The organism is Variovorax sp. Varisp41 (genome assembly GCF_047325085.1).
GTDB lineage: Bacteria > Pseudomonadota > Gammaproteobacteria > Burkholderiales > Burkholderiaceae_C > Variovorax.
This window is the reverse complement of sequence record NZ_CP168540.1, coordinates 3,185,394-3,204,529: the sequence shown is the minus strand read 5'-3', so window position 1 is coordinate 3,204,529 and position 19,136 is coordinate 3,185,394. Positions and strand designations below refer to the sequence as shown.

Below are 19,136 nucleotides of genomic sequence, written 5' to 3'. Positions count from 1 at the left end.
GGGCCTCAGCCCGCGGGCGCCAGCGGTGTCAGCGGCACCCGCGGCTCGAACTTCGCGCGCTTGAGGCTGAAGAAGGCCTTGACATTGCGCACGTTGGCGTCGGCGGTGAACAGCCGCTGCACCAGCGCCCCGTAGGCGGGCATGTCGCGCGCGGCCACCACCAGCACGAAATCCGGCCCCGGCGACACGCGCCAGCACTGCTGCACCGCGTCGTCCGCGATCACGCGCGCCTCGAAGGCCTCGAGCGACCCGGCGTCCTGCCGGTCGAGCGAGATCTCCACCACCGCCTGCAGCCCGTGGCCCAGCACGGCGGCCAGCCGGTCGGGCGACAGCAGCGCCAGCTGGCGCTCGATCAAACCCTCCTGCCACAGCCGCTGCACCCGCCGCAGGCAGGTCGGCGGCGAGATGCCCACGGCCGCCGCCAGCTTCTGGTTGGTGGCCGAGGCGTCGCGCTGCAGGGCGTCGAGCAGCTTCAGGTCGATGGCGTCGAGTGCGATGGATTCCATGATTCGTGAAATTATGGAATAAAAATTCATTGACCTGAATGTGTGAAAGAAAAGTCCAAATTCATTGAAATTTAGACGGCAAATTTCTTTTCACCCTGCCTACCATTCGCAGCAATTCTTTTCGTTCTCCCTCATTCCTTTCCAAAGGCAAGACAACCATGTGCGGCATCGTCGGCGCGGCTTCCCATCGAAACATCGTCCCGGTCCTGGTCCAGGGCCTGCAGCGGCTCGAATACCGCGGCTATGACTCCTGCGGCGTGGCCGTGCACGCGGGCGGCCTGACGCGCGCGCGCACCACCTCGCGCGTGGCCGACCTCCAGACCCAGGTGGCCGAGGACAGGCTCGAAGGCCTGACCGGCATCGCCCACACCCGCTGGGCCACGCACGGCGCGCCCGCGGTGCACAACGCGCATCCGCACTTCAGCCACGGCCCGGGCGCCGGCGCGCAGGAAGCGCGGCCCGGCCGCATCGCGCTGGTGCACAACGGCATCATCGAGAACCACGAGGCGCTGCGCGCCGGCCTCGAAGCCAAGGGCTACGTGTTCGAGAGCCAGACCGACACCGAGGTCATCGCCCACCTGGTCGACAGCCTCTACGACGGCGACCTGTTCGAGGCCGTGAAGGGCGCCGTGCGCCAGCTCACGGGCGCCTATGCCATTGCCGTGATCTGCCGCGACGAACCGCAGCGCGTGGTCGGCGCGCGCGCCGGTTCGCCGCTGATCCTGGGCGCGGGCAAGGACGGCACCGAGAACTTCCTGGCCAGCGACGCGATGGCGCTGGCCGGCGTCACCGACCAGATCGTGTACCTCGAGGAAGGCGACGTGGTCGACCTGCAGCCCGGCAAGTACTGGATCGTCGACCGCGCCCACAAGCCGGTGCAGCGCCCGGTGCGCACCGTGCAGGCCCACAGCGGCGCGGCCGAGCTCGGCCCCTACCGCCACTACATGCAGAAGGAGATCTTCGAGCAGCCGCGCGCCATCGGCGACACGCTCGAGGGCGTGGAAGGCATCGTGCCCGAGCTGTTCGACGGCATCGGCCAGGACGGCAAGCAGAGCGGCGCCAGCGCGCACCGCGTGTTCAAGGAGATCGACCGCATCCTGATCCTGGCCTGCGGCACCAGCTACTACAGCGGCTGCACCGCCAAGTACTGGCTCGAGGGCATCGCGAAGATCTCGACCCAGGTCGAGATCGCGAGCGAGTACCGCTACCGCGACTCGGTGCCCGATCCGCGCACCCTGGTCGTCACCATCAGCCAGTCGGGCGAGACCGCCGACACCCTGGCCGCGCTCAAGCATGCGCGCTCGCTCGGCATGGAGCAGACCCTGACCATCTGCAACGTCGCCACCAGCGCCATGGTGCGCGAATGCAAGCTGGCCTACATCACGCGCGCCGGCGTCGAGATCGGCGTGGCCTCGACCAAGGCCTTCACCACCCAGCTCGCGGGCCTGTTCCTGCTCACGCTGGCGATCGCGCAGTCGAAGGGCCTGCTGAGCGCGGAAGACGAGGCGCGCTACCTCAAGGAGATGCGCCACCTGCCGGTCGCGCTGCAGTCGGTGCTCGCGCTCGAGCCGCAGATCATCAACTGGGCCGAGGACTTCGCGCGCAAGGACAACGCGCTGTTTCTGGGCCGCGGCCTGCACTACCCGATCGCGCTCGAGGGCGCGCTCAAGCTCAAGGAGATCACCTACATCCACGCCGAGGCCTATGCCGCCGGCGAGCTCAAGCACGGCCCGCTCGCGCTGGTGACCAGCGAGATGCCGGTGGTCGCCGTGGCGCCCAACGATGCCCTGCTCGAGAAGCTCAAGAGCAACCTGCAGGAAGTGCGCGCGCGCGGCGGCGTGCTCTACGTGCTGGCCGACGGCGACTCGAAGATCAAGAGCAGCGAAGGCCTGCACGTGATCCACATGCCCGAGCACTACGGCGCGCTGTCGCCGCTGCTGCACGTGGTGCCGCTGCAGCTGCTGGCCTATCACACGGCCTGCGCGCGCGGCACGGACGTGGACAAGCCGCGCAACCTGGCGAAGAGCGTGACGGTGGAGTGAGCGGGCAGGATCGGCCCGAATGGCTTCCCAAGGCCTGCGGGACCTCCTGGCCCCCGGCCTCGCCATCGTCTTCTGCGGCATCAACCCGGGCCAGCGCGCGGCCGCGTCGGGCCTGCACTTCGAAGGCCGGGGCAACCGCTTCTGGCGCGTGCTGCACCTGGCAGGCTTCACGCCGGTGCAGATGCAGCCCGCCCAGGCGCCGCTGCTGCTGCAAAGCGGCTACGGCCTGACCACGGCCGTCGACCGGCCGACGGCGCGCGCGAGCCAGCTGGCGACGCATGAGTTCGCGGCCGCCACCGAGGCCTTCACCCGCAAGATCGCCGCCTGCGGCCCGCGCCGCCTCGCGTTCCTCGGCAAGGCCGCCTACGCGGGCATGACGGGACACCGGCAGATCGCCTGGGGCCGCCAGCCCGAGCCCTTCGCCGGCATCGAGACCTGGATCCTGCCCAATCCCAGCGGACTCAATCGCGCGTTCTCGCTCGATGAGCTGGTGGCGGCCTACAAGGCGCTGCGCGAGGCCGCCGCGCCGGGTTGACCAGTATTCCATCATGTTGGAAAATAAATCCAACATGAAAGAACAAGAGCCCGTCCCCCTCAACGACCGCATCGCCCGCCGCGTGCGCGAACTGCGCGCCGCGCGCGGCCTCTCGCTCGAGGCGCTGGCGGCGCAGAGCGGGGTCAGCCGCTCGATGATCTCGCTGATCGAGCGCGGCGAGAGCAGCCCCACGGCGGTGGTGCTCGAGAAGCTCGCGACCGGGCTCGGCACCATGCTGGCCTCGTTGTTCGACGAGCCGCGCCCGCGCGCCGATCCGGTGGCGCGCCGCGCCGACCAGCCGCAATGGCGCGATCCCTCGTCGGGCTATCTGCGGCGCAACGTGTCGCCCGGCGGCATCGCCTCGCCGCTGCAGATCGTCGAGGTGCTGTTCCCGCCCAAGGCGCGCGTGGCCTACGAGTCGGGCGCGCGCGAGTCGCAGGTGCACCAGCAGGTCTGGATGCTCGAGGGAACGATCGAGATCACGGTGGGCGAGGAGCGCCACCGGCTCGACGCCGGCGACTGCCTCGCGATGGTGCTCGACCGGCCCGTCGCCTACTTCAATCCCACGCGCGAGACCGCCCGCTATGCGGTCGCGATCGTGAGCCCCCATCCCGATGTCTGGAAGTGAGAACGAACGCCATGAACCCCACCAGCCTCCACCCGGTGCGCCGCCTGCGGGCGGTGGACGCGGCGCAACTGCAATCGCTGGCCGAGCTGCTGATCGACTGCGTCGACGGCGATGCCTCGGTGAGCTTCATGCATCCGCTGTCGCTCGAGCAGGCGCTGGCCTTCTGGCGCAAGGTGGCCGACGGCGTGGCGCGCGGGGAGCGCGCGCTGATGGTGGTGGAGGACGCGCAGGGCATCGTCGGCACGGTGCAGCTCGTGCTCGACCAGCCCGACAACCAGCCGCACCGCGCCGACCTCGCGAAGATGCTGGTGCACCGGCGCGCTCGGCGCCAGGGGCTCGGCGCGCTGCTGATGCAGGCGGCCGAGCAGGCCGCGCGCGACAGCGGCAAGACGCTGCTGGTGCTCGACACCTCGAGCCCCGAGGCCGAGCGGCTCTACGAACGCTCGGGCTGGCAGCGCAGCGGCACCATCCCCGGCTATGCGCTGCTGCCGCGCGGCGGCTTCTGCGACACCACCTACTTCTATCGCACGCTCGCGCCCTGAGGCCGTCATGCGGCAGACTGGCGCGATGACCGAATTCGATCGACTGCTGGCCGAGGCTGCGCGCAAGCCGCTGGTCGGCTGGGACCTGTCCTGCGATGGCCGCATCGCGACCACCGCCGTGCCCTGGGATTTCGAACGGGCGGTGGTCCACCGCGCGCGCCAGTCGCCCGACCTGCTCGACATGGGCACGGGTGGCGGCGAGTGGCTCGGCCGGCTGCCGCTGCGGCCCGCGCGCACCGTCGCCACCGAGGGCTGGGCGCCCAACGTCGCGGTGGCGCGCGAGCGGCTCGCGCCGCTGGGCATCGAGGTGGTGGCGGTGGAGGGCGCGCTCGACAACGGCGCGCGAAGCGATGGCGATGACGATGCGCACGACGAGGCGCCGCTGCCCTTCGCCGACGGCGAGTTCCACCTGGTGGTCAACCGCCACGAGTCCTTCGTGCCGGCCGAGGTGGCGCGCGTGCTCGCGCGCGGCGGCCACTTCCTCACGCAGCAGGTGGCCTCGGACTTCAATGCCGACCACCACCGGCTCGCGGGCCTGGCACCGGCCGAGCCGCCGCCCGAGTGGCGGCTCGACATCGCGCGGCGCCAGCTCGAGCGCGCGGGCTTCGAGATCCTGCGCGCGGAGGCGGGCGCCGAGCTGCTGCGCTTCGCCGACGTGGGTGCCTTCGCCTGGTACCTGAAGAACGTGCCCTATGTCTGCCCCGACTTCACGATCGAGGGCACGCGCGATGCGCTCGAGCAGCTGCATCGCCGGCAGCAGGCGGGCGAGGCGATCGAGGTGCGGCAGACCTTGTTCTGGCTCGAGGCGCTGCGCTGAAGGCGTTCAGCGCGCCCCGAACTTCGCGTTCTCGAACAGGTCCTTGAACTCGCGCGGCTGCGAGCGCCAGTACTGCACCGGCGCCTTCACCTGCGCGCCGAGTTCGGCGGCCGCGTGCCAGGGCCAGCGCGGGTCGTAGAGGATCGCGCGCGCCAGCGAGATGGCGTCGGCCCTGCCCTCGGCGAGGATGGCCTCGGCCTGCCGCGCCTCGGTGATCAGGCCGACCGCGATCACCGGGATGCCGACCTCGGCCTTCACGCGTTCGGCGAACGGCACCTGGTAGCCCGCGCCCAGCGCGATCGCCTGCTTCGGCGACACGCCGCCGCTCGAGACATGGATGGCCGCGCAGCCGCGCGCCTCGAGTGCCCGGGCGAAGGCCACGGTGCCCTCGAGGTCCCAGCCGCCTTCCACCCAATCGACCGCCGACACGCGCACCCACACGGGCCGCTCGGCCGGGAAGACGGCACGCACCGCGTCGAACACCTCGAGCGGAAAGCGCAGCCGGTTCTCGAGGCTGCCGCCGTAGGCGTCGTCGCGGTGGTTGGCCAGCGGCGACAGGAACTGGTGCAGCAGGTAGCCGTGCGCGGCATGGATCTCGATGCCCTCGATGCCGAGCCGCGCGGCACGGCGGGCGGCGGCCACGAAGGCCTCGCGCACGCGCGCCAGGCCCTCGGTGTCGAGCGCGAGCGGCACGTCCTCGCCGGGCGCATGCGGCACGGCCGAGGGCGCGAAGGCCTTCCACCCGCCGGGCTCGCCGGGGCGGATCTGCGCGCCGCCTTCCCAGGGCGCGCGGCTCGAGGCCTTGCGCCCGGCGTGGCCGAGCTGCATTGCCACGGGCATCGACGAATGGGCGCGCATGGCGGCGAGCACGCGTGCCAGGCCCTTCTCGTTGGCGTCCGAATAGAGACCGAGGTCGCCCGGCGTGATGCGGCCCTCGGCCTCGACCGCGGTGGCCTCGAGGATCAGCAGTCCCGCGCCCGACAGCGCGAGATGGCCGAGATGGATCAGGTGCCAGTCGCCCGGCGTGCCCTCGCTCGCCGAGTACTGGCACATCGGCGCGATCAGGATGCGGTTGTCGAGCGAGAGCGGGCCGATGCGCATCGGCTCGAAGAGGCGGGGGGTGTCGCTGCTCACGGTGTCGTGGCTCCAGGGGTGCGGTAGGTGCAGGGATTCTGCGGGGGCGGCGCGATCCTTGCCGCGGGCAGGGCGTTGGCCTTGCGGTTCAGGGCGGTATGGATCAGGAGCGCAGCCACCACCATCGCCATGCCCAGCAGTTCGTTCGCCGTGGGCAGGGTGCCGAGCGCCGCGCTCATCAGCAGCGCCGACACCGGCACGAAGTTGAGGAAGGCGGTGCCGGTGACGGCGCCGAGCGTGCGCACGCCATGGTTGAAGGCCAGCACCGAGGCGGCCGAGGGCACCACGCCGACGAACAGCAGCGCCTGCCACGACAGCCGCAGCCCTTCGAGGCTGGGCGCCGCCGACCAGCCGAGCAGCGCGGCACCGACCGCGGCCGCCAGCAGCACCGGCCACGCGGCCAGCACCGTGAGCGCGCTGTACTCGACCGCGTCGAGTTCGGGAAAGCGCGCCGCGCCGCGCGTGTACCAGACCCAGCCCAAGGTGCCGGCGAAGGCGATGGCGTCGCCGAACAGCGTGGCGTTGCCCGCGCCGCCGTGGCCGCCATGACCGCCGATGAGACCCGAGACGATCGCCACGCCCGCGAGCGCCAGCGCGGTGGCGAGCAGCGCGGCGCGCGTGGGGCGCACGCCGTCGAGCAGCCAGCGCACGAGCTGCGTGGTCATCGGCGTGGTGGCGATGATCACCGCGCCGTGCGAGGGCACCGAGTGCGCGAGGCCGATCAGCAGCAGCACGCTGAACACCCCGAAGCCGGCCGCGCCGCGCAGCGCCAGCGCGCCCGCATGGCGGCGCAGCCTGCGCCAGGGCGCGGCGCCGCGCGGCAGCACCAGCAGCGCGAACAGCAGCGCCGACAGGCTGTAGCGGATCAGCGTGAACCACACGGGTTCGACGTGGTGGAGCACGCCCTTGCTGACGAGGAACAGGGAGCCCCAGCCGGAGGTGGCGAAGAGCAATGCGGCGATGCCGTACAGGCGTTGGGATCGGGACATGGGGGGCTTTCGGACGATGAGGGAGTCGATGTCCGAGGATCGGGGCGGGGCCGCGCGAATGCCATTCGCTTCTTTGGAGCGGGCCCTCCGAAAAAACGAAGGGACCGCGCGCCGCCGCGCGCTCACAATCGGCCGCCATGGAGCTCTACCAGCTGAAGACCTTCGTCGCCATCGCCCGCGAGGGCAGCCTCACGCGCGCCGCCGAGCGCGTGTTCACCAGCGCGCCCGCCGTGAGCGCGCAGCTCAAGGCGCTCGAGGACGAACTCGGCGTGCGCCTGTTCGAGCGCACGCCGCGCGGCATGACGCCCACGCCCGCGGGCCAGAGCCTGCTCGAGGAGGCCGAGCGCACGCTGGCCTCGGCGCTGCGCATGCGCTCGGCCGCCGAGCAGCTGCGCGGCGCCGCGCAGGGCGTGGTGCGCTTCGGCACCGTGGTCGACCCGGTCTCGCTGCGGCTCGGCGACGTGCTCGTGAAGCTGGCCGAGCGCCATCCGCAGGTCACGCTGCAACTGCGCCAGGGCCTGTCGTACGAGACCGCCTCGGCGGTCGAGCGCGGCGAGCTCGACTGTGCCTACACGCTGAGCGACGTGGCTTCGCGCGAAGGCCTGGCGCTGCACCGGCTGGCGCCGGTCGACCTGGTGGTCGTGCTGCCGCTGCCGATGGCCGACGCCCATCCGGGCCTGTCGCTCGAGGCGCTCATCGAGCAGCCCTGGGTCGGCACGCCGCCCACCTGTGTGCTGCGCGCGCACCTCGACCGCCTGTTCGCCGGTGCCGGCCGCGAGTACCGCCAGGGCCGCACCGCCGACAGCGAGAGCGCGGTGCGCAGCATGGTCGCGAGCGGCATGGGCGCGGGGCTGATGCGGCTCGACCAGGCCGAGCAGGGCGAGCGCCACGGCGAGCTCGCGATCTGGCCCGGCTGGCGCGCCCACACCTGGCTGTGCTGGATCGAACCGGCCGCGGGTGCGCGGGCGCCGGCGGTCGAGGTGGTGCGGCAGGCGGTGTTCGAGGCCTGGGGCGTCTGAGGCCATCCGCCCCTGTGGCAAGGCGGCCCCTGTCAGCCTCCGGTCAGCGCGAAACGCCGGCACGCGGGTACGATGCGCGCGGCCTGCCGCTGGCGGGGTCTTCCTCCTTTCTCGCATGCCCGAACCGACCCTTTCTCTCGCCGAACTCCTGAACCGCGCCAGGCAGGCACTGGCGGGTCCCGAGGGCGTGTTGCCCGCGCTGCCGCCGGCCACGCCGGTCACCGGCAGCGTGGTCTTCCTCGCGATCGGCGAGGGCGGCAGCCGCGCGCGCGTGGTCTCGGGCCGCGGCGCCGATGCCGCGCAGGCCTGGGAGGAAGCGGCCGAGGCGCTGGCCGATGCCGCGCAGCGCGGCGAGCGGCCGCCGCAGCGGCTGCGCGCGGAGCTGGTCGAGCACGTGCTGCCGATGCACTGGGGCGAGTTCAAGGAACTGCTCGCGAAGACGCGGCGCAACTACTTCCAGCAGGGCGTGTCCTTCGACAGCCGCTTCGAGTTCGCGCTGCTCGCGCCCGAGGCCAACGGCAGCGCGGTCTTCTACGACGGCAGTGTGGACCACTGCCTGCCCAATCCCGGCAACCTGCGGCTGCACACCCGGCGCCGCTTCGGCAAGGAGCTCGACTTTCCCGACGACGATGCCGCGCCCGTGTGGTGCTTCACCACGCGCGCGGTCTACGTCGATGCGGGCGGCGCCTGGCCGATCGTGCCCGAGGGGCAGGAGGCCAACCTGCGCCGCCTCGACGACTGGAACGCCGCGCGGGTGCGCGGCATGGTGGAGGACGCCAGCCGCTATCTCGCGGCGCAGGTCAAGCCCACGGGCGAGTTCCACTACGGCTGGTTCCCCTGCTTCGACCGCGCCATCCCGACCTACAACACGCTGCGCCACGCGAGCTCGACCTATGCGCTGCTCGAGGCCTGGGAGCTCACGCGCGATGCCGCGCAGAAGGAGGCCATCGACCGCTCGCTGGCCTTCCTCGCGGGCTCGCTGATCCGGCCCGCGGTGCTGCCCGACGGCAGCCGCGCGGCCTTCCTGGTCGACGTGGCGCACGAGATCAAGCTCGGCGGCAACGCCGTCTGCCTGCTGGCCTTCGTCAAGTACACCGAGCTCACGGGCGACCGCCGCTTCCTGCCGCTGCTCGAGCAGCTCGCGCTCGGCATCCGCCACATGCAGGACCCCGAGAGCGGCCGCTTCGTGCACGTGCTGCATCGGCCCAGCCTCGCGGTGAAGGAGGCTTTCCGCGTCATCTATTACGACGGCGAGGCCGCGTTCGGCCTGATGCGGCTGTACGGCCTCACGCGCGATCCGCGCTGGCTCGCGATGGTCGAGAAGGCCTTCGACCACTTCATCGCCGCCGAGCACTGGCGCGCGCACGACCACTGGCTCGGCTACTGCGTCAACGAGCTCACGCGCCACCGGCCCGCGCTGCGCTACTACGAGTTCGGGCTGCGCAACGTGGCCGACTACCTCGACTTCGTGCTCGAACGCGTCACCACCTTCCCGACCCTGCTCGAGCTGATGATGGCCGCGCGCGAGATGGTGCTGCGCATCGAGGCCGATCCCGAACTGCGCCCCCTGCTCGAGGGCCTGGATCGCGACAAGTTCGAGCGCGCGCTCGAGCACCGCGCGCGCTACCTCGCGAACGGCCACTTCTGGCCCGAGCTCGCGATGTTCTTCCGCCATCCCGAGCGCATCGCGGGCGCGTTCTTCATCAAGCACCACAGCTTCCGCGTGCGCATCGACGACGTGGAGCACTACCTGTCGGGCTACGTGGCCTACCACCGGATGCTGAAGGCGCGCGAGGGCGGCGAGATCGCCGCGCCGTCCGTGCCGCAGGCCGCCACGCAGGCGCCGGCCGACACGCCCGCGACGCGCACCGGCACGGTCGCCTTCGGCGGCGACGTGAACCTCGCCCGCCGCCTGCACTACCGGCGCCTCGAGCTCGGCGGCGCGCGCCGCATGCTCAGCGGCATCCCCGCGCTGCGCGAGGCCGACCTGCGCATCGTCAACCTCGAATGCGTGGTCGCCACCACCGGCGAGCAGGGCGTGGACAAGGGCGAGGCCGGCTCCTACTACTTCCGCGCGCGGCCCGAGATGCTGGACGTGCTGACCACCGCGCGCGTCGGCATCGTCGCCACCGCCAACAACCACAGCGGCGACTACGGTCCGGGCGCGCTGATGGAGCAGCAGTGGCACCTGCGCGCCGCGGGCATCGCCTGGGCCGGTTCCGGGCGCGACCTCGAGGCCGCGCTGCGCCCGGCCTTCGCGATGGCCGGCGAGGTGCGCGTGGCGCTGTTCTCGCTCGACGCCACCCAGCCCCAGTTCGCGGCCGGCCCCGACAGGCCCGGCGCCGCCTACCTGCCGCTCGACGAGCCCGCGGCCTGGACCGCGCTGCTCGCGCCGCGCATCGCGAAGGCGCGCGAGTCGGCCGACGTGGTGCTGGTGGCAGTGCACTGGGGCGACAACCTCGAGACCGAGCCCTCCGAGGCCGAGATCGCGGTCGGCCACGCGATCGTCGACGCGGACGCCGATGCCGTGCTCGGCACCTCGGCGCACGTGCTGCAGGGCATCGAGGTCTACCGCGGCCGGCCGATCGTGCACGACGCGGGCGACCTGCTGTTCGAGGCGGTGCGCAACGACTTCGTCGACGCGGGCGTGTTCACGCTCGCGCTGAGCCCGCGCGGCGTCGAGCAGCTGGTCTTCACGCCGATCGGCGTGGGCTTCGGCCGTTCGCGCCAGTACGCGAACGAACGCGCGCGCGGCGCGGCCGCGCGCTTCGCGCGCCAGTGCGAGGCGCTGGGCACCGCCATGACGGTACAGCCCGAGGGCCGCTGCACGCTCGCGCTGGCGCCGCCCGAGCGCGCCTCGCGGCTCGCCGCCGACGCGCCCGCGCTGCCCGAGCAGGTGTTCGCGCGCGTCGCGCCGATGCTCGCGCCGCGGCCCGAATGGCTGGTCGACGTGCTGCCGCCCGATTCGCGCCACATCGCGCCGATGCGCTTCGGCCCGCTCGAGCTGCTCGGCATCCGCTGCACGCCGACGCAGATCTCGGGCCGCCGCATGCTGTGGGTCGAGTCGTTCTGGCGCGCGGTCGAACCGGTGGCCGACGACCTGCGTATCCAGTTCCGTGCCATGCCGATGCGCAGCACCTACATGCCGCCCTGGGGCGAGAGCATGGACCACGATCCCTGCGACTGGATGTGGCCCACCAGCCGCTGGCAGCCGGGGCGCATCCACCGCGACCGCTACGGACTGCGCCCGCCCGCGAGCAGCCTGCTGCGCAGCGACGTGCTGCAGCTCGAGGTGCGGGTGGTCGGCAGCGCCCGGCCCGCGCGCCTGGGCGAGGAGAGCGAGGAGACCGTGCCCGCGCCCGAATGGCCGGCGCGGCGCCTGCCCGTGTGGTGCGGGCTGCGTGCCTCGCAGGTGGCGCTGCCGCTGCCCGAGCGGCCCGCGCCCGCGCTGTTCGCGCTGCGTCCCGGCGCGTCGGCCACGCCCGAGCCGGTGTGGACCGCCGAGGCGCTGCAGCGCATCACGCACGGCCAGTGGCTGGTCGAGCCGCCGCCCGGCTGGCTCGCGCGCTCGGTGGTGCGCGGGCCCAAGCACATGGAGCTGCTGCCGGCGCCGGCGCTGTTCGTCGCCTCCGACTACGAGACGCTGGCCGCGCACGAGCGCTACAGCCGGCCGCGCAGCACCGTCAACTGGGACCGCCACCTGCTGCTGCCCGGCCTGCAGGACCAGCTCGCGGGCGCGATCGTGCAGCACCCGGTCGAGGGCCTCGCGAGCGACTTCCCGCTGCTGCAGGTGGAAGACCCGATCCGTGCCCTGCTGCGCCTGGGCGCCGCCGCGCGCGAGCGCTACCGCGGCCTGCTGGTCGGCGTGACCGGCACCGTGGGCAAGTCCTCCACCATCGCGATGCTGCGCGACCTGCTGCCCGCGCAGGCGCGCGTGCACACCACCATCGACAACTACAACTCGCGCGTCGGCGTGCCGGCGATGCTGGCCAGCCTCGGGCCCGACGTCGACGTCTGCATCCTCGAGATGGCGCAGAGCTCGCTGTGGATGGACCGCGGCCCGATCTCGCTGATGGCGCGCCCGCACGTGGCGATCGTCACCGAGATCGGCCTGTCGCAGACCCGGCAGGCCGTGAGCGTCGAGCAGACGGCCGAATACAAGTCGCGCATCTTCCTCGGCCTCGAGCCCGGCGGCGTGGCGATCGTGCCCGACCACATCCCCTGCCTGCTGCCGGTGGTGCAGGCGGCCGCGCGCACCGCCGGCGCGGTCTGGGTGGTGGGGCCGGGGCCGCAGGCCGACGTGCGCGTGCTCGGCATCGAACCCGAGGGCCACGGCTGCCGCGTGCGCATCGCGCTGCGCGGGCGCACCCATTCCTACCTGTTCCCGGTCGCGAGCGAAGGGCTGGTGCGCAACTCCACGCTCTCGTTCGCGGCGCTGGTCGCGATGGGCTTCGATCCCGAGGCCGCCTGCGCGCGCATGCCCGGCGTGCGGCTGCCGGCCTCGGTGATGCAGGTGCATGCGCTGCGCACCGGCAACGGCGTGCAGGCCACGCTGATCGACGACAGCTGGAACGCCGAGGTGATGTCGATGCGCAATGCGATGGCGTTCGTGCGCGACTACGGACGCGGGAATGGTGCCACGCCGGTCGCGCGCCGCATCGCCATGCTCGGGCGCATCGTCAACCTCGACCACGAGGCCGAGGCCATGCACCGCAGCCTCGCGGCGCCGCTGCTGGCCTCGGGCATCGAGCACGTCGTGACGCACGGCCAGGAGATGCGCTGGCTGCGCGAGGAGATGCCGGCCGCGATGCTGGGTCCGCACTTCGAGAGCGCGGCCGAGGCCGCCGGCTATCTCGGCGCCTTCCTGCGCGACGGCGACCTGCTGCTGGTGAAGGGCGACCGCGACCGCTCCGACTTCGGCGACATCCCCGAACTGCTGCAGAAGCTATGAACCTGCGTTCGACCGCCATGCTGCTGTGCGCGCTCGCCGTGGCGCTGGTGCAGGCTGCCTGCGCGCAGCGCGCCGAGATCCGGCCGCCCGCGATCCGCGCCATCGGCGACGAGGTGCTGCACTGGAACCAGCCGGCGGTGCGCGAGAACTGCCCCGAGGGCCGCTTCGGCTTCCTCTGGGTGCAGCCGGTCGAGGGGCCGGCCTGCATCCGCTATTTCGCGAGCAGCGACATCGAGGGCGCGCGCATTGCCATCGTGCAGTTCTCGGGCGACCGCGACGCCGTGATGGACCAGCCGCCCGCGCGCATCTCGGGCAACACCGAGGCGCTGCGCACGGCCGATGCGCAGAAGAACCGAGACCGCGCTGGCGTGCCGTGGATCTTCGTCGCGCGGCCCGGCACCTACGGTTCCTCGGGCAACCACCGCCAGCGCCGCCAGCCGGTGGAGTTCCATGCGCTCGATGCCGCGCTCGACGCGCTGATGCAGCGCCACCGGATCCAGCGCCTGGTCATCCTCGGCCACAGCGGCGGCGCCACCGCGGGCGCCGCGCTGCTCACGCTGGGCCGCACGCGCGTGGCCTGCGCGGTGCTGACCTCGGGCGCCTACGGCCTGCTCGAGCGCGCGCGCCTGCTCGGGCGTTCGCGCGACGGGCGCACCGACACCACCGGCAGCACGCGCTTCTACGACCCGCTCGATCATGTCGACGGCGTGGTGCCCGATGCGGCGCGCCGCATCGTGCTGATCGGCAACCGCGAGGACCAGAACACGCCCTTCGCGCTGCAGGAGCGCTTCGCCGAGGCGCTGCAGCGCGCCGGCCATCGCGTGGAGATCCGTACCGCGGCCGCGGAGCCGCCCGACTTCCACGACCTCAAGGACCGCGCGGGACCGAACGCCGCCGCGGCCTGCGCGCGCGAAGCCATGTACGCGGAGCCGCGCGGCACCGAGCGCTGAAGGGCGGCCGGGCCGCGTACATTCACGCCCATCGAACGCAAGGCGAAGGCACGTCCATGAGCGCCGCGCCGGGCCGCCCCAAGCAAGCTCGCACCGCAGTGCGAAGCACGAAGGTACTTTAATGAGCGAACCGAGGATCTCCCAGCGCAGCTACGGCCGCATGCCCGATGGCCGGCCCGTCATCGAGTACACGCTCGACAACGGCCTCGGCCTGCGGCTGCAGGCGATCAACCTCGGCGGCATCGTCACCGCGCTGCTGGTGCCCGATCGCCAGGGCCGCGCCGCCAACGTGGTGCTGGGCCTGCCCGACCTCGCGGCCTACCTCGGGCCGCATCCGCATCTGGGCACCATCGTCGGCCGCTTCGCCAACCGCATCGCGGCCGGGCGCTTCGAGCTCGACGGGCAGGCGTACCAGCTCGCGCTCAACGACGGGCAGAACTCGCTGCACGGCGGAGCGCAGGGCTTCGGCAGGCGCTTCTGGAGCATCTACGCGCTGCCGGGCGAGCCCGGGCGCATCGGCATCGAGCTGCGCCATGTCAGCGCGCATGGCGACGAGGGCTACCCGGGCGAGCTGCGGCTCGCGGTGCGCTACGAGCTGAGCACCACGGCCAACACCTGGCGCATCGGCTACCGCGCCGAGACCGACCGGCCGACCGTGCTGAACCTGAGCCACCACGACTACTTCAACCTCGCGGGCGAGGGCAGCGCGATGGCGCACCGGCTCACGCTGCCGGCCAGCCGCTACTGCCCGGTCGATGCCTCGCTGATCCCGACCGGGCTGGCCGAGGTCGAGGGCACGCCCTTCGACTTCCGGCAGCCGATGCCCATCGGCGAGCGCATCCGTGACGGCCATGCGCAGATGCTCGCCGCGCGCGGCTACGACCACAACTGGGTGCTCGACCGCGCGCAGGAACGCGACGGCCTCGCGCTGGCCGCGCGGCTGGTGCACGAAGCCTCGGGCCGCACGATGGAGGTGCACACCACCGAGCCCGGCGTGCAGTTCTATTCGGGCAACTTCCTCGACGGCAGCCTGCTGGGCAGCGGCGGCGCGGCGATTCGCCAGGGCGACGGCCTGTGCCTGGAGACGCAGCACTTCCCCGATTCGCCGAACCGGCCGGAATTTCCCTCCACGGTGCTGCGGCCCGGCGAGGTGTTCCGCAGCGTGACCGAGCACCGCTTCGGCATCGCCTGAAGCCCGGCGCCGGGCTCACAAGGTGTGAAGAAACCGTAGCGAGCGCCCCGAGGTCGCGCCGAGGACCGCAGCCGTACTCACGTACGGTGAGGACCGCAGGTGCGAGATCGGGGCGCGCAGTAGGTTTATTCACACCTTGTCAGGCCGCCGACAGCCGGTCGTCGGGCACCGTGCCGAAATCCGTCAGCGCGAAATCCTCGGGCACGTGCACGGCGCGCGCATCGCGCCGCAGCAGGCCGCGCTGTTCCATGGCGCGCATGGTCTTGTTGACCACCTCGCGCGACAGCCCCGAGTACGAGGCGATCATCGATTGCGAGATGCGCTTGTCGAAGCCGCCCGCATGCGCCGGCGCCAGTTGCGTGAGCTGGTGCAGCACGTGGCCCACCAGCGCGCCCGAGGACAGCGTGGAGACGCGCCGCAGCCGTCCGCGCAGCAGGGCCAGCCGCTTCGCGACCAGGCCCAGCAGGCGCAGCGCGATCTCGGGCCGGCGCGCGCACAGCTCGCGCAGCGCCGCCGCCGACACCAGGTGCACCGACGAGGGCAATGCGGCGACCAGCGCCTGCGTCGAGCGGTAGCGATCCTCCGGCAGCCCGAGATCGAGGAAGAAGTCGTCGGCGCGGATGAACTCGCTCGTGAAGTCGGCGCCCGGCGCGCGGCCGCGCGGCACCACGCGCAGCAGTCCGCTCGCCACGCAGTAGACGCGGTCGGTGTCTTCGCCGGCCTCGAGCACGGTCTCGTTGCGCCGGAAGTAGCGCAGCTCGCTGTGGCGGGTCAGCCATTCCCGTTCCGCCATCGGAAGGCCGGCCGTGAGGGGATGCAGGTACATGGCTGCGATGATTGGCGAGCGCGGCCGCCGCGTCTTCTCATTGCGCGCAGGCGCCCCGCGGCGAAACGATCAGTGGCCGCCGGCCCGTGCGCGCGCGTCGCGCGGCGTCATGGCATAGGCGGCGCGGAAGGCGCGGTAGAAGGTCGCGAGGCTGTCGAAGCCGCTGCGGTAGGCGATGTCGGTGACCGAGCGTTCCGGTGCCGCCGCCAGCTGCCGCGAGGCGTCGGCGAGCCGCAGCGCCGTCAGCGTGCGCGCGAACGAATGGCCGGTGGGCTCGAACAGCACGTGCACCTGGCGCAGCGAGATGCCCAGTTCGCGTGCCACGCCCGAGGGCGAGAGTTCGGGCAGCCGCAGGTCGCGCTGCAGGATCTCGCGCGCCGCGTGCAGCAGGCCCGCGCGCAGCGCGGCACGGCTCTCGGGCAAGCCCGGCGCGAGGCGGCCGCGCGCCAGCAGCGTCAGCCGCACGGCATGCACCACCTCGGCCCCGGCGTTGGCAAGTTCACCGGGTCGCGTCGTCAGCGCGCGGAACAGCGCCAGCAGCGGTCGCGCGAAGGCGGCCGTGCGCGTGAGCGGTGCCGCGAACAGGTCGTCGGCGCGCGCGCCCAGCAGCATGCCGGGCGCGAGCGGTATGCGCAGCGAGCGGAAGTCGAAGCCGTCGCCGCGGATCGGCGTGGCCTCGAACGGCAGGTCGGCATGGTGGACCACGAGGTCGCCCTCGCGCACCAGCAGGGGTTCGCCGCGGCCGCTGCCGACCCAGCCCGGGCCGCGCACCTGCAGGCCGATGCACAGGCTCTGGCCCGCGACGCGCGCGATGTCGGCGCGCGTGCGGCTCACGCGGTAGGAGGAGGCGCGCAGCTCGGAGACGCTGGCGCAGACGCTTGCGTCGCCGACCGGCGTGGAGAGGAAGTGCCCTTCGAAGGCCGTGCGCCGTTCGCGCGGCACCTCGATCGTGACGCCGAACAGGTGCTTGCCGCGCACTTCGCACCAATGGTCGAAGCGGTCCTGCGGGCGGAGGTCGTCGGTCGAGAAATGCAGCATGGCCGTCGGAGCGAAGCGACGGATTCTCCGGCGACTTCGCGTCGCCGGCATGGCAATCCCCGGTGTCCGTGGGGCCGACGGGGTCGGGTCAGCCCGCGAACAGGTTCGCCGCTACGCCAGGGCCGTCGATGCGCACCGCGAACAAACCGCCGGCCAGCGGCTCGGCGGCGAGCTGCGCCTCGCTGCGGCCGTTGCGCGCGGTCGAGATGTAGAGCGTGCGCAGGTCGGGGCCGCCGAAGGCGCAGTCGGTGACGTTGCCCGCGGGCAGCGCGATGCGCGCGAGTTCCCGCGCGCTCACCGGATCGTGGCAGCTCACGCAGGCGCCGTCCCAGTGCGCGATCCACAGCCGGCCGGCCGAGTCGGTGGTCATGCCGTCGGGCAGGCCGTCGGTGGCGGGGAAGCGGTGCCAGAGGCGGCGGTTCGACACCGTGCCGGCCTCCATGTCGAAGTCGTAGGCGTAGAGATGGTTGAGCACCGTGTTGTTGAAGTACAGGGTGCGGCCGTCGGCCGACCAGGTCGGGCCGTTCGTGACCTCGAAGCCGTCGTCGTGACGGCCGCAGCGGCCGTCGCCGTCGAAGCGGTAGAGCGCGCCGGTGGGCGCCTTGCAGTCGAAGTCCATGCTGCCGCCCCAGAAGCGGCCGCGCGCGTCGCACTTGCCGTCGTTGAAGCGGTTGCCCGCGCGCTCGGGCTCGGGCTGGTGCAGGTAGGCGGGCGAGGCGGTCTCGTCCTCGGGCGCCGTCGCGGGATCGAAGAAGGCGAAGCCGCGGCGCTGCGTGATCACCAGGCCCGGGGCGGCGGCGCGCTCGGCGATGGCCGTGATCTCCTCGGCGAAGCGCCAGCTCCGGCGCTCGCCGCTCGCGGGGTGGAAGCGGAACAGCCGCGGCGTGAGGATGTCGATCCAGTAGAGCGCCTGTTCGCGCGGCGACCACATCGTGCCTTCGCCGAGGTTGGCGCCGGCATCCCAGATGCATTCGGGCGTGCCGAGGATCGTCGGCGCGGGGAGGGGGCTTGTCTCTGCGGCGGTCATGCGTGCCTTCTTGGTTGGGTGCCTCGTGGCGGGTCTTCTTGACGCCGCGGATCGTATCAAGGCATATTGATAACTGAAATCAAAAATAACGGTATGCATTGATATTCAATTTGCAATGCATCAAGACCACCCCGTCCGGAGACCTCCTTGACCGCTTCCTCCTTCCTTGCCATCCACCCCAGCCTCTCGGGCCGCACCGTGTTCGTCACGGGCGGCGGCAGCGGCATCGGCGCGGCCATCGTGTCGGCCTTCGCCGCGCAGGGCGCCAGGGTGGCTTTCGTCGACATCGCCGAAGCCGCCAGCGCCGAACTCGCGCAGCGCATCGCACAGGCCGGCCACGTGGCGCCCTGGTGGCGTGCCTGCGACGTGCGCGACATCGCCGCGCTGCAGGCCGCCATCGCCGATGCGGCGGCCGAACTCGGCGACTTCGCCGTGCTGGTCAACAACGTCGCGAGCGACGACCGCCACACGCTCGAGTCGGTCACGCCCGACTACTACGACAACCGCATGGCGATCAACGAGCGCCCCGCGCTGTTCGCGATCCAGTCGGTGGTGCCGGGCATGAAGCGCCTGGGCGCGGGTTCGATCGTCAACCTCGGCTCCACCGGCTGGCAGACCAAGGGCTCGGGCTACCCCTGCTACGCGATCGCCAAGTCCTCGGTCAACGGCCTCACGCGCGGGCTCGCGGTGGAACTGGGCCGCGACCGCATCCGCATCAACACCGTCTCGCCCGGCTGGGTGATGACCGAGCGCCAGGTCGCGCTGTGGCTCGATGCCGAGGGCGAGCAGGCCCTGAAGCGCAACCAGTGCCTGCCCGACAGGCTGATGCCCGAGGACATCGCGCGCATGGTGCTGTTCCTGGCCTCGGACGATGCGCGGATGTGCACGGCGCAGGAGTTCACCGTGGATGCTGGGTGGACCTGAGAGAGACAGCCGAACA

General features: G+C 72.1%; 16 protein-coding genes. 10 read left to right on the top strand and 6 right to left on the bottom strand.

Features of this window, described 5'->3' with window-relative positions; translation table 11 throughout:
- Positions 1-5 precede the first annotated feature (5 nt).
- Positions 6-506, bottom strand: a complete 501-nt coding sequence (locus ACEN9J_RS14860; RefSeq protein WP_413764460.1) for an Lrp/AsnC family transcriptional regulator — start codon at positions 504-506, stop codon at positions 6-8.
- Positions 507-664: 158 nt separating this feature from the next.
- On the opposite strand from ACEN9J_RS14860, the gene glmS reads away from it, so the two are divergent.
- The 5 genes from glmS to ACEN9J_RS14835 are packed head-to-tail and all read left to right on the top strand — an operon-like array spanning position 665 to position 5,070.
- Positions 665-2,548, top strand: coding sequence for a glutamine--fructose-6-phosphate transaminase (isomerizing) (glmS, locus tag ACEN9J_RS14855; RefSeq protein ID WP_413764459.1), 1,884 nt, complete (start codon positions 665-667; stop codon positions 2,546-2,548).
- Between the two features lie 19 nt (positions 2,549-2,567).
- On the top strand, positions 2,568-3,083 hold the full coding sequence (mug, locus tag ACEN9J_RS14850) for a G/U mismatch-specific DNA glycosylase (protein ID WP_413764458.1): 516 nt from the start codon (positions 2,568-2,570) through the stop codon (positions 3,081-3,083).
- Between the two features lie 34 nt (positions 3,084-3,117).
- Entirely contained in the window at positions 3,118-3,711 is a 594-nt protein-coding gene (locus tag ACEN9J_RS14845) for a helix-turn-helix domain-containing protein (protein ID WP_413764457.1), read from the top strand.
- A gap of 11 nt (positions 3,712-3,722) precedes the next feature.
- Positions 3,723-4,253, top strand: coding sequence for a GNAT family N-acetyltransferase (locus ACEN9J_RS14840; protein ID WP_209546308.1), 531 nt, complete (start codon positions 3,723-3,725; stop codon positions 4,251-4,253).
- Between the two features lie 25 nt (positions 4,254-4,278).
- Positions 4,279-5,070 (top strand): class I SAM-dependent methyltransferase, encoded by a 792-nt coding sequence (locus ACEN9J_RS14835; protein ID WP_413764456.1) that lies wholly within the window; start codon positions 4,279-4,281, stop codon positions 5,068-5,070.
- Between the two features lie 6 nt (positions 5,071-5,076).
- Here ACEN9J_RS14835 and ACEN9J_RS14830 read toward each other — a convergent pair whose 3' ends face one another.
- Both ACEN9J_RS14830 and ACEN9J_RS14825 read right to left on the bottom strand, forming a co-directional pair.
- Positions 5,077-6,171: an NADH:flavin oxidoreductase/NADH oxidase gene (locus ACEN9J_RS14830; protein WP_261216637.1), complete on the bottom strand. Its 1,095-nt coding sequence runs from the start codon at positions 6,169-6,171 to the stop codon at positions 5,077-5,079.
- Positions 6,172-6,200: 29 nt separating this feature from the next.
- Positions 6,201-7,193: a DMT family transporter gene (locus ACEN9J_RS14825; RefSeq protein WP_261216603.1), complete on the bottom strand. Its 993-nt coding sequence runs from the start codon at positions 7,191-7,193 to the stop codon at positions 6,201-6,203.
- 137 nt (positions 7,194-7,330) lie between these two features.
- Here ACEN9J_RS14825 and ACEN9J_RS14820 point away from each other — a divergent pair, with 137 nt between their 5' ends.
- From ACEN9J_RS14820 to ACEN9J_RS14805, 4 genes are all read left to right on the top strand, one after another.
- Positions 7,331-8,212, top strand: coding sequence for a LysR family transcriptional regulator (locus ACEN9J_RS14820; protein WP_413764455.1), 882 nt, complete (start codon positions 7,331-7,333; stop codon positions 8,210-8,212).
- 115 nt (positions 8,213-8,327) lie between these two features.
- Positions 8,328-13,163, top strand: a complete 4,836-nt coding sequence (locus tag ACEN9J_RS14815; protein ID WP_413764454.1) for a CapA family protein — start codon at positions 8,328-8,330, stop codon at positions 13,161-13,163.
- Positions 13,160-14,113 carry an alpha/beta hydrolase family protein gene (locus ACEN9J_RS14810; protein WP_413764453.1) on the top strand — a complete coding sequence of 318 codons (954 nt, stop codon included), beginning with the start codon at positions 13,160-13,162 and terminating at the stop codon, positions 14,111-14,113. Before ACEN9J_RS14815 ends, ACEN9J_RS14810 begins: the two co-directional genes overlap by 4 nt.
- A 121-nt stretch (positions 14,114-14,234) precedes the next feature.
- Complete coding sequence (locus tag ACEN9J_RS14805) at positions 14,235-15,305, top strand: aldose epimerase family protein (RefSeq protein ID WP_413764452.1); 1,071 nt, start codon at positions 14,235-14,237, stop codon at positions 15,303-15,305.
- Positions 15,306-15,444: 139 nt separating this feature from the next.
- Here ACEN9J_RS14805 and ACEN9J_RS14800 read toward each other — a convergent pair whose 3' ends face one another.
- The 3 genes from ACEN9J_RS14800 to ACEN9J_RS14790 all read right to left on the bottom strand — a co-directional run bounded on the left by ACEN9J_RS14800 (position 15,445) and on the right by ACEN9J_RS14790 (position 18,196).
- Entirely contained in the window at positions 15,445-16,131 is a 687-nt protein-coding gene (locus ACEN9J_RS14800) for a Crp/Fnr family transcriptional regulator (protein ID WP_413764451.1), read from the bottom strand.
- A 69-nt stretch (positions 16,132-16,200) separates the two neighbouring features.
- Complete coding sequence (locus tag ACEN9J_RS14795; RefSeq protein WP_413764450.1) at positions 16,201-17,169, bottom strand: helix-turn-helix domain-containing protein; 969 nt, start codon at positions 17,167-17,169, stop codon at positions 16,201-16,203.
- An 88-nt stretch (positions 17,170-17,257) separates the two neighbouring features.
- Positions 17,258-18,196: an SMP-30/gluconolactonase/LRE family protein gene (locus ACEN9J_RS14790; protein WP_413764448.1), complete on the bottom strand. Its 939-nt coding sequence runs from the start codon at positions 18,194-18,196 to the stop codon at positions 17,258-17,260.
- Between the two features lie 147 nt (positions 18,197-18,343).
- On the opposite strand from ACEN9J_RS14790, the gene ACEN9J_RS14785 reads away from it, so the two are divergent.
- Positions 18,344-19,120, top strand: a complete 777-nt coding sequence (locus tag ACEN9J_RS14785) for an SDR family NAD(P)-dependent oxidoreductase (protein ID WP_057594590.1) — start codon at positions 18,344-18,346, stop codon at positions 19,118-19,120.
- Positions 19,121-19,136 lie beyond the last annotated feature (16 nt).

What these genes read in the sequence shown, in the direction of transcription:
- ACEN9J_RS14860 (WP_413764460.1), bottom strand. Translation starts at nt 506, where the DNA reads ATGGAATCCATCGCACTCGACGCCATCGACCTGAAGCTGCTCGACGCC.
- glmS (WP_413764459.1), top strand. Translation starts at nt 665, where the DNA reads ATGTGCGGCATCGTCGGCGCGGCTTCCCATCGAAACATCGTCCCGGTC.
- mug (WP_413764458.1), top strand. Translation starts at nt 2,568, where the DNA reads ATGGCTTCCCAAGGCCTGCGGGACCTCCTGGCCCCCGGCCTCGCCATC.
- ACEN9J_RS14845 (WP_413764457.1), top strand. Translation starts at nt 3,118, where the DNA reads ATGAAAGAACAAGAGCCCGTCCCCCTCAACGACCGCATCGCCCGCCGC.
- ACEN9J_RS14840 (WP_209546308.1), top strand. Translation starts at nt 3,723, where the DNA reads ATGAACCCCACCAGCCTCCACCCGGTGCGCCGCCTGCGGGCGGTGGAC.
- ACEN9J_RS14835 (WP_413764456.1), top strand. Translation starts at nt 4,279, where the DNA reads ATGACCGAATTCGATCGACTGCTGGCCGAGGCTGCGCGCAAGCCGCTG.
- ACEN9J_RS14830 (WP_261216637.1), bottom strand. Translation starts at nt 6,171, where the DNA reads ATGCGCATCGGCCCGCTCTCGCTCGACAACCGCATCCTGATCGCGCCG.
- ACEN9J_RS14825 (WP_261216603.1), bottom strand. Translation starts at nt 7,193, where the DNA reads ATGTCCCGATCCCAACGCCTGTACGGCATCGCCGCATTGCTCTTCGCC.
- ACEN9J_RS14820 (WP_413764455.1), top strand. Translation starts at nt 7,331, where the DNA reads ATGGAGCTCTACCAGCTGAAGACCTTCGTCGCCATCGCCCGCGAGGGC.
- ACEN9J_RS14815 (WP_413764454.1), top strand. Translation starts at nt 8,328, where the DNA reads ATGCCCGAACCGACCCTTTCTCTCGCCGAACTCCTGAACCGCGCCAGG.
- ACEN9J_RS14810 (WP_413764453.1), top strand. Translation starts at nt 13,160, where the DNA reads ATGAACCTGCGTTCGACCGCCATGCTGCTGTGCGCGCTCGCCGTGGCG.
- ACEN9J_RS14805 (WP_413764452.1), top strand. Translation starts at nt 14,235, where the DNA reads ATGAGCGAACCGAGGATCTCCCAGCGCAGCTACGGCCGCATGCCCGAT.
- ACEN9J_RS14800 (WP_413764451.1), bottom strand. Translation starts at nt 16,131, where the DNA reads ATGTACCTGCATCCCCTCACGGCCGGCCTTCCGATGGCGGAACGGGAA.
- ACEN9J_RS14795 (WP_413764450.1), bottom strand. Translation starts at nt 17,169, where the DNA reads ATGCTGCATTTCTCGACCGACGACCTCCGCCCGCAGGACCGCTTCGAC.
- ACEN9J_RS14790 (WP_413764448.1), bottom strand. Translation starts at nt 18,196, where the DNA reads ATGACCGCCGCAGAGACAAGCCCCCTCCCCGCGCCGACGATCCTCGGC.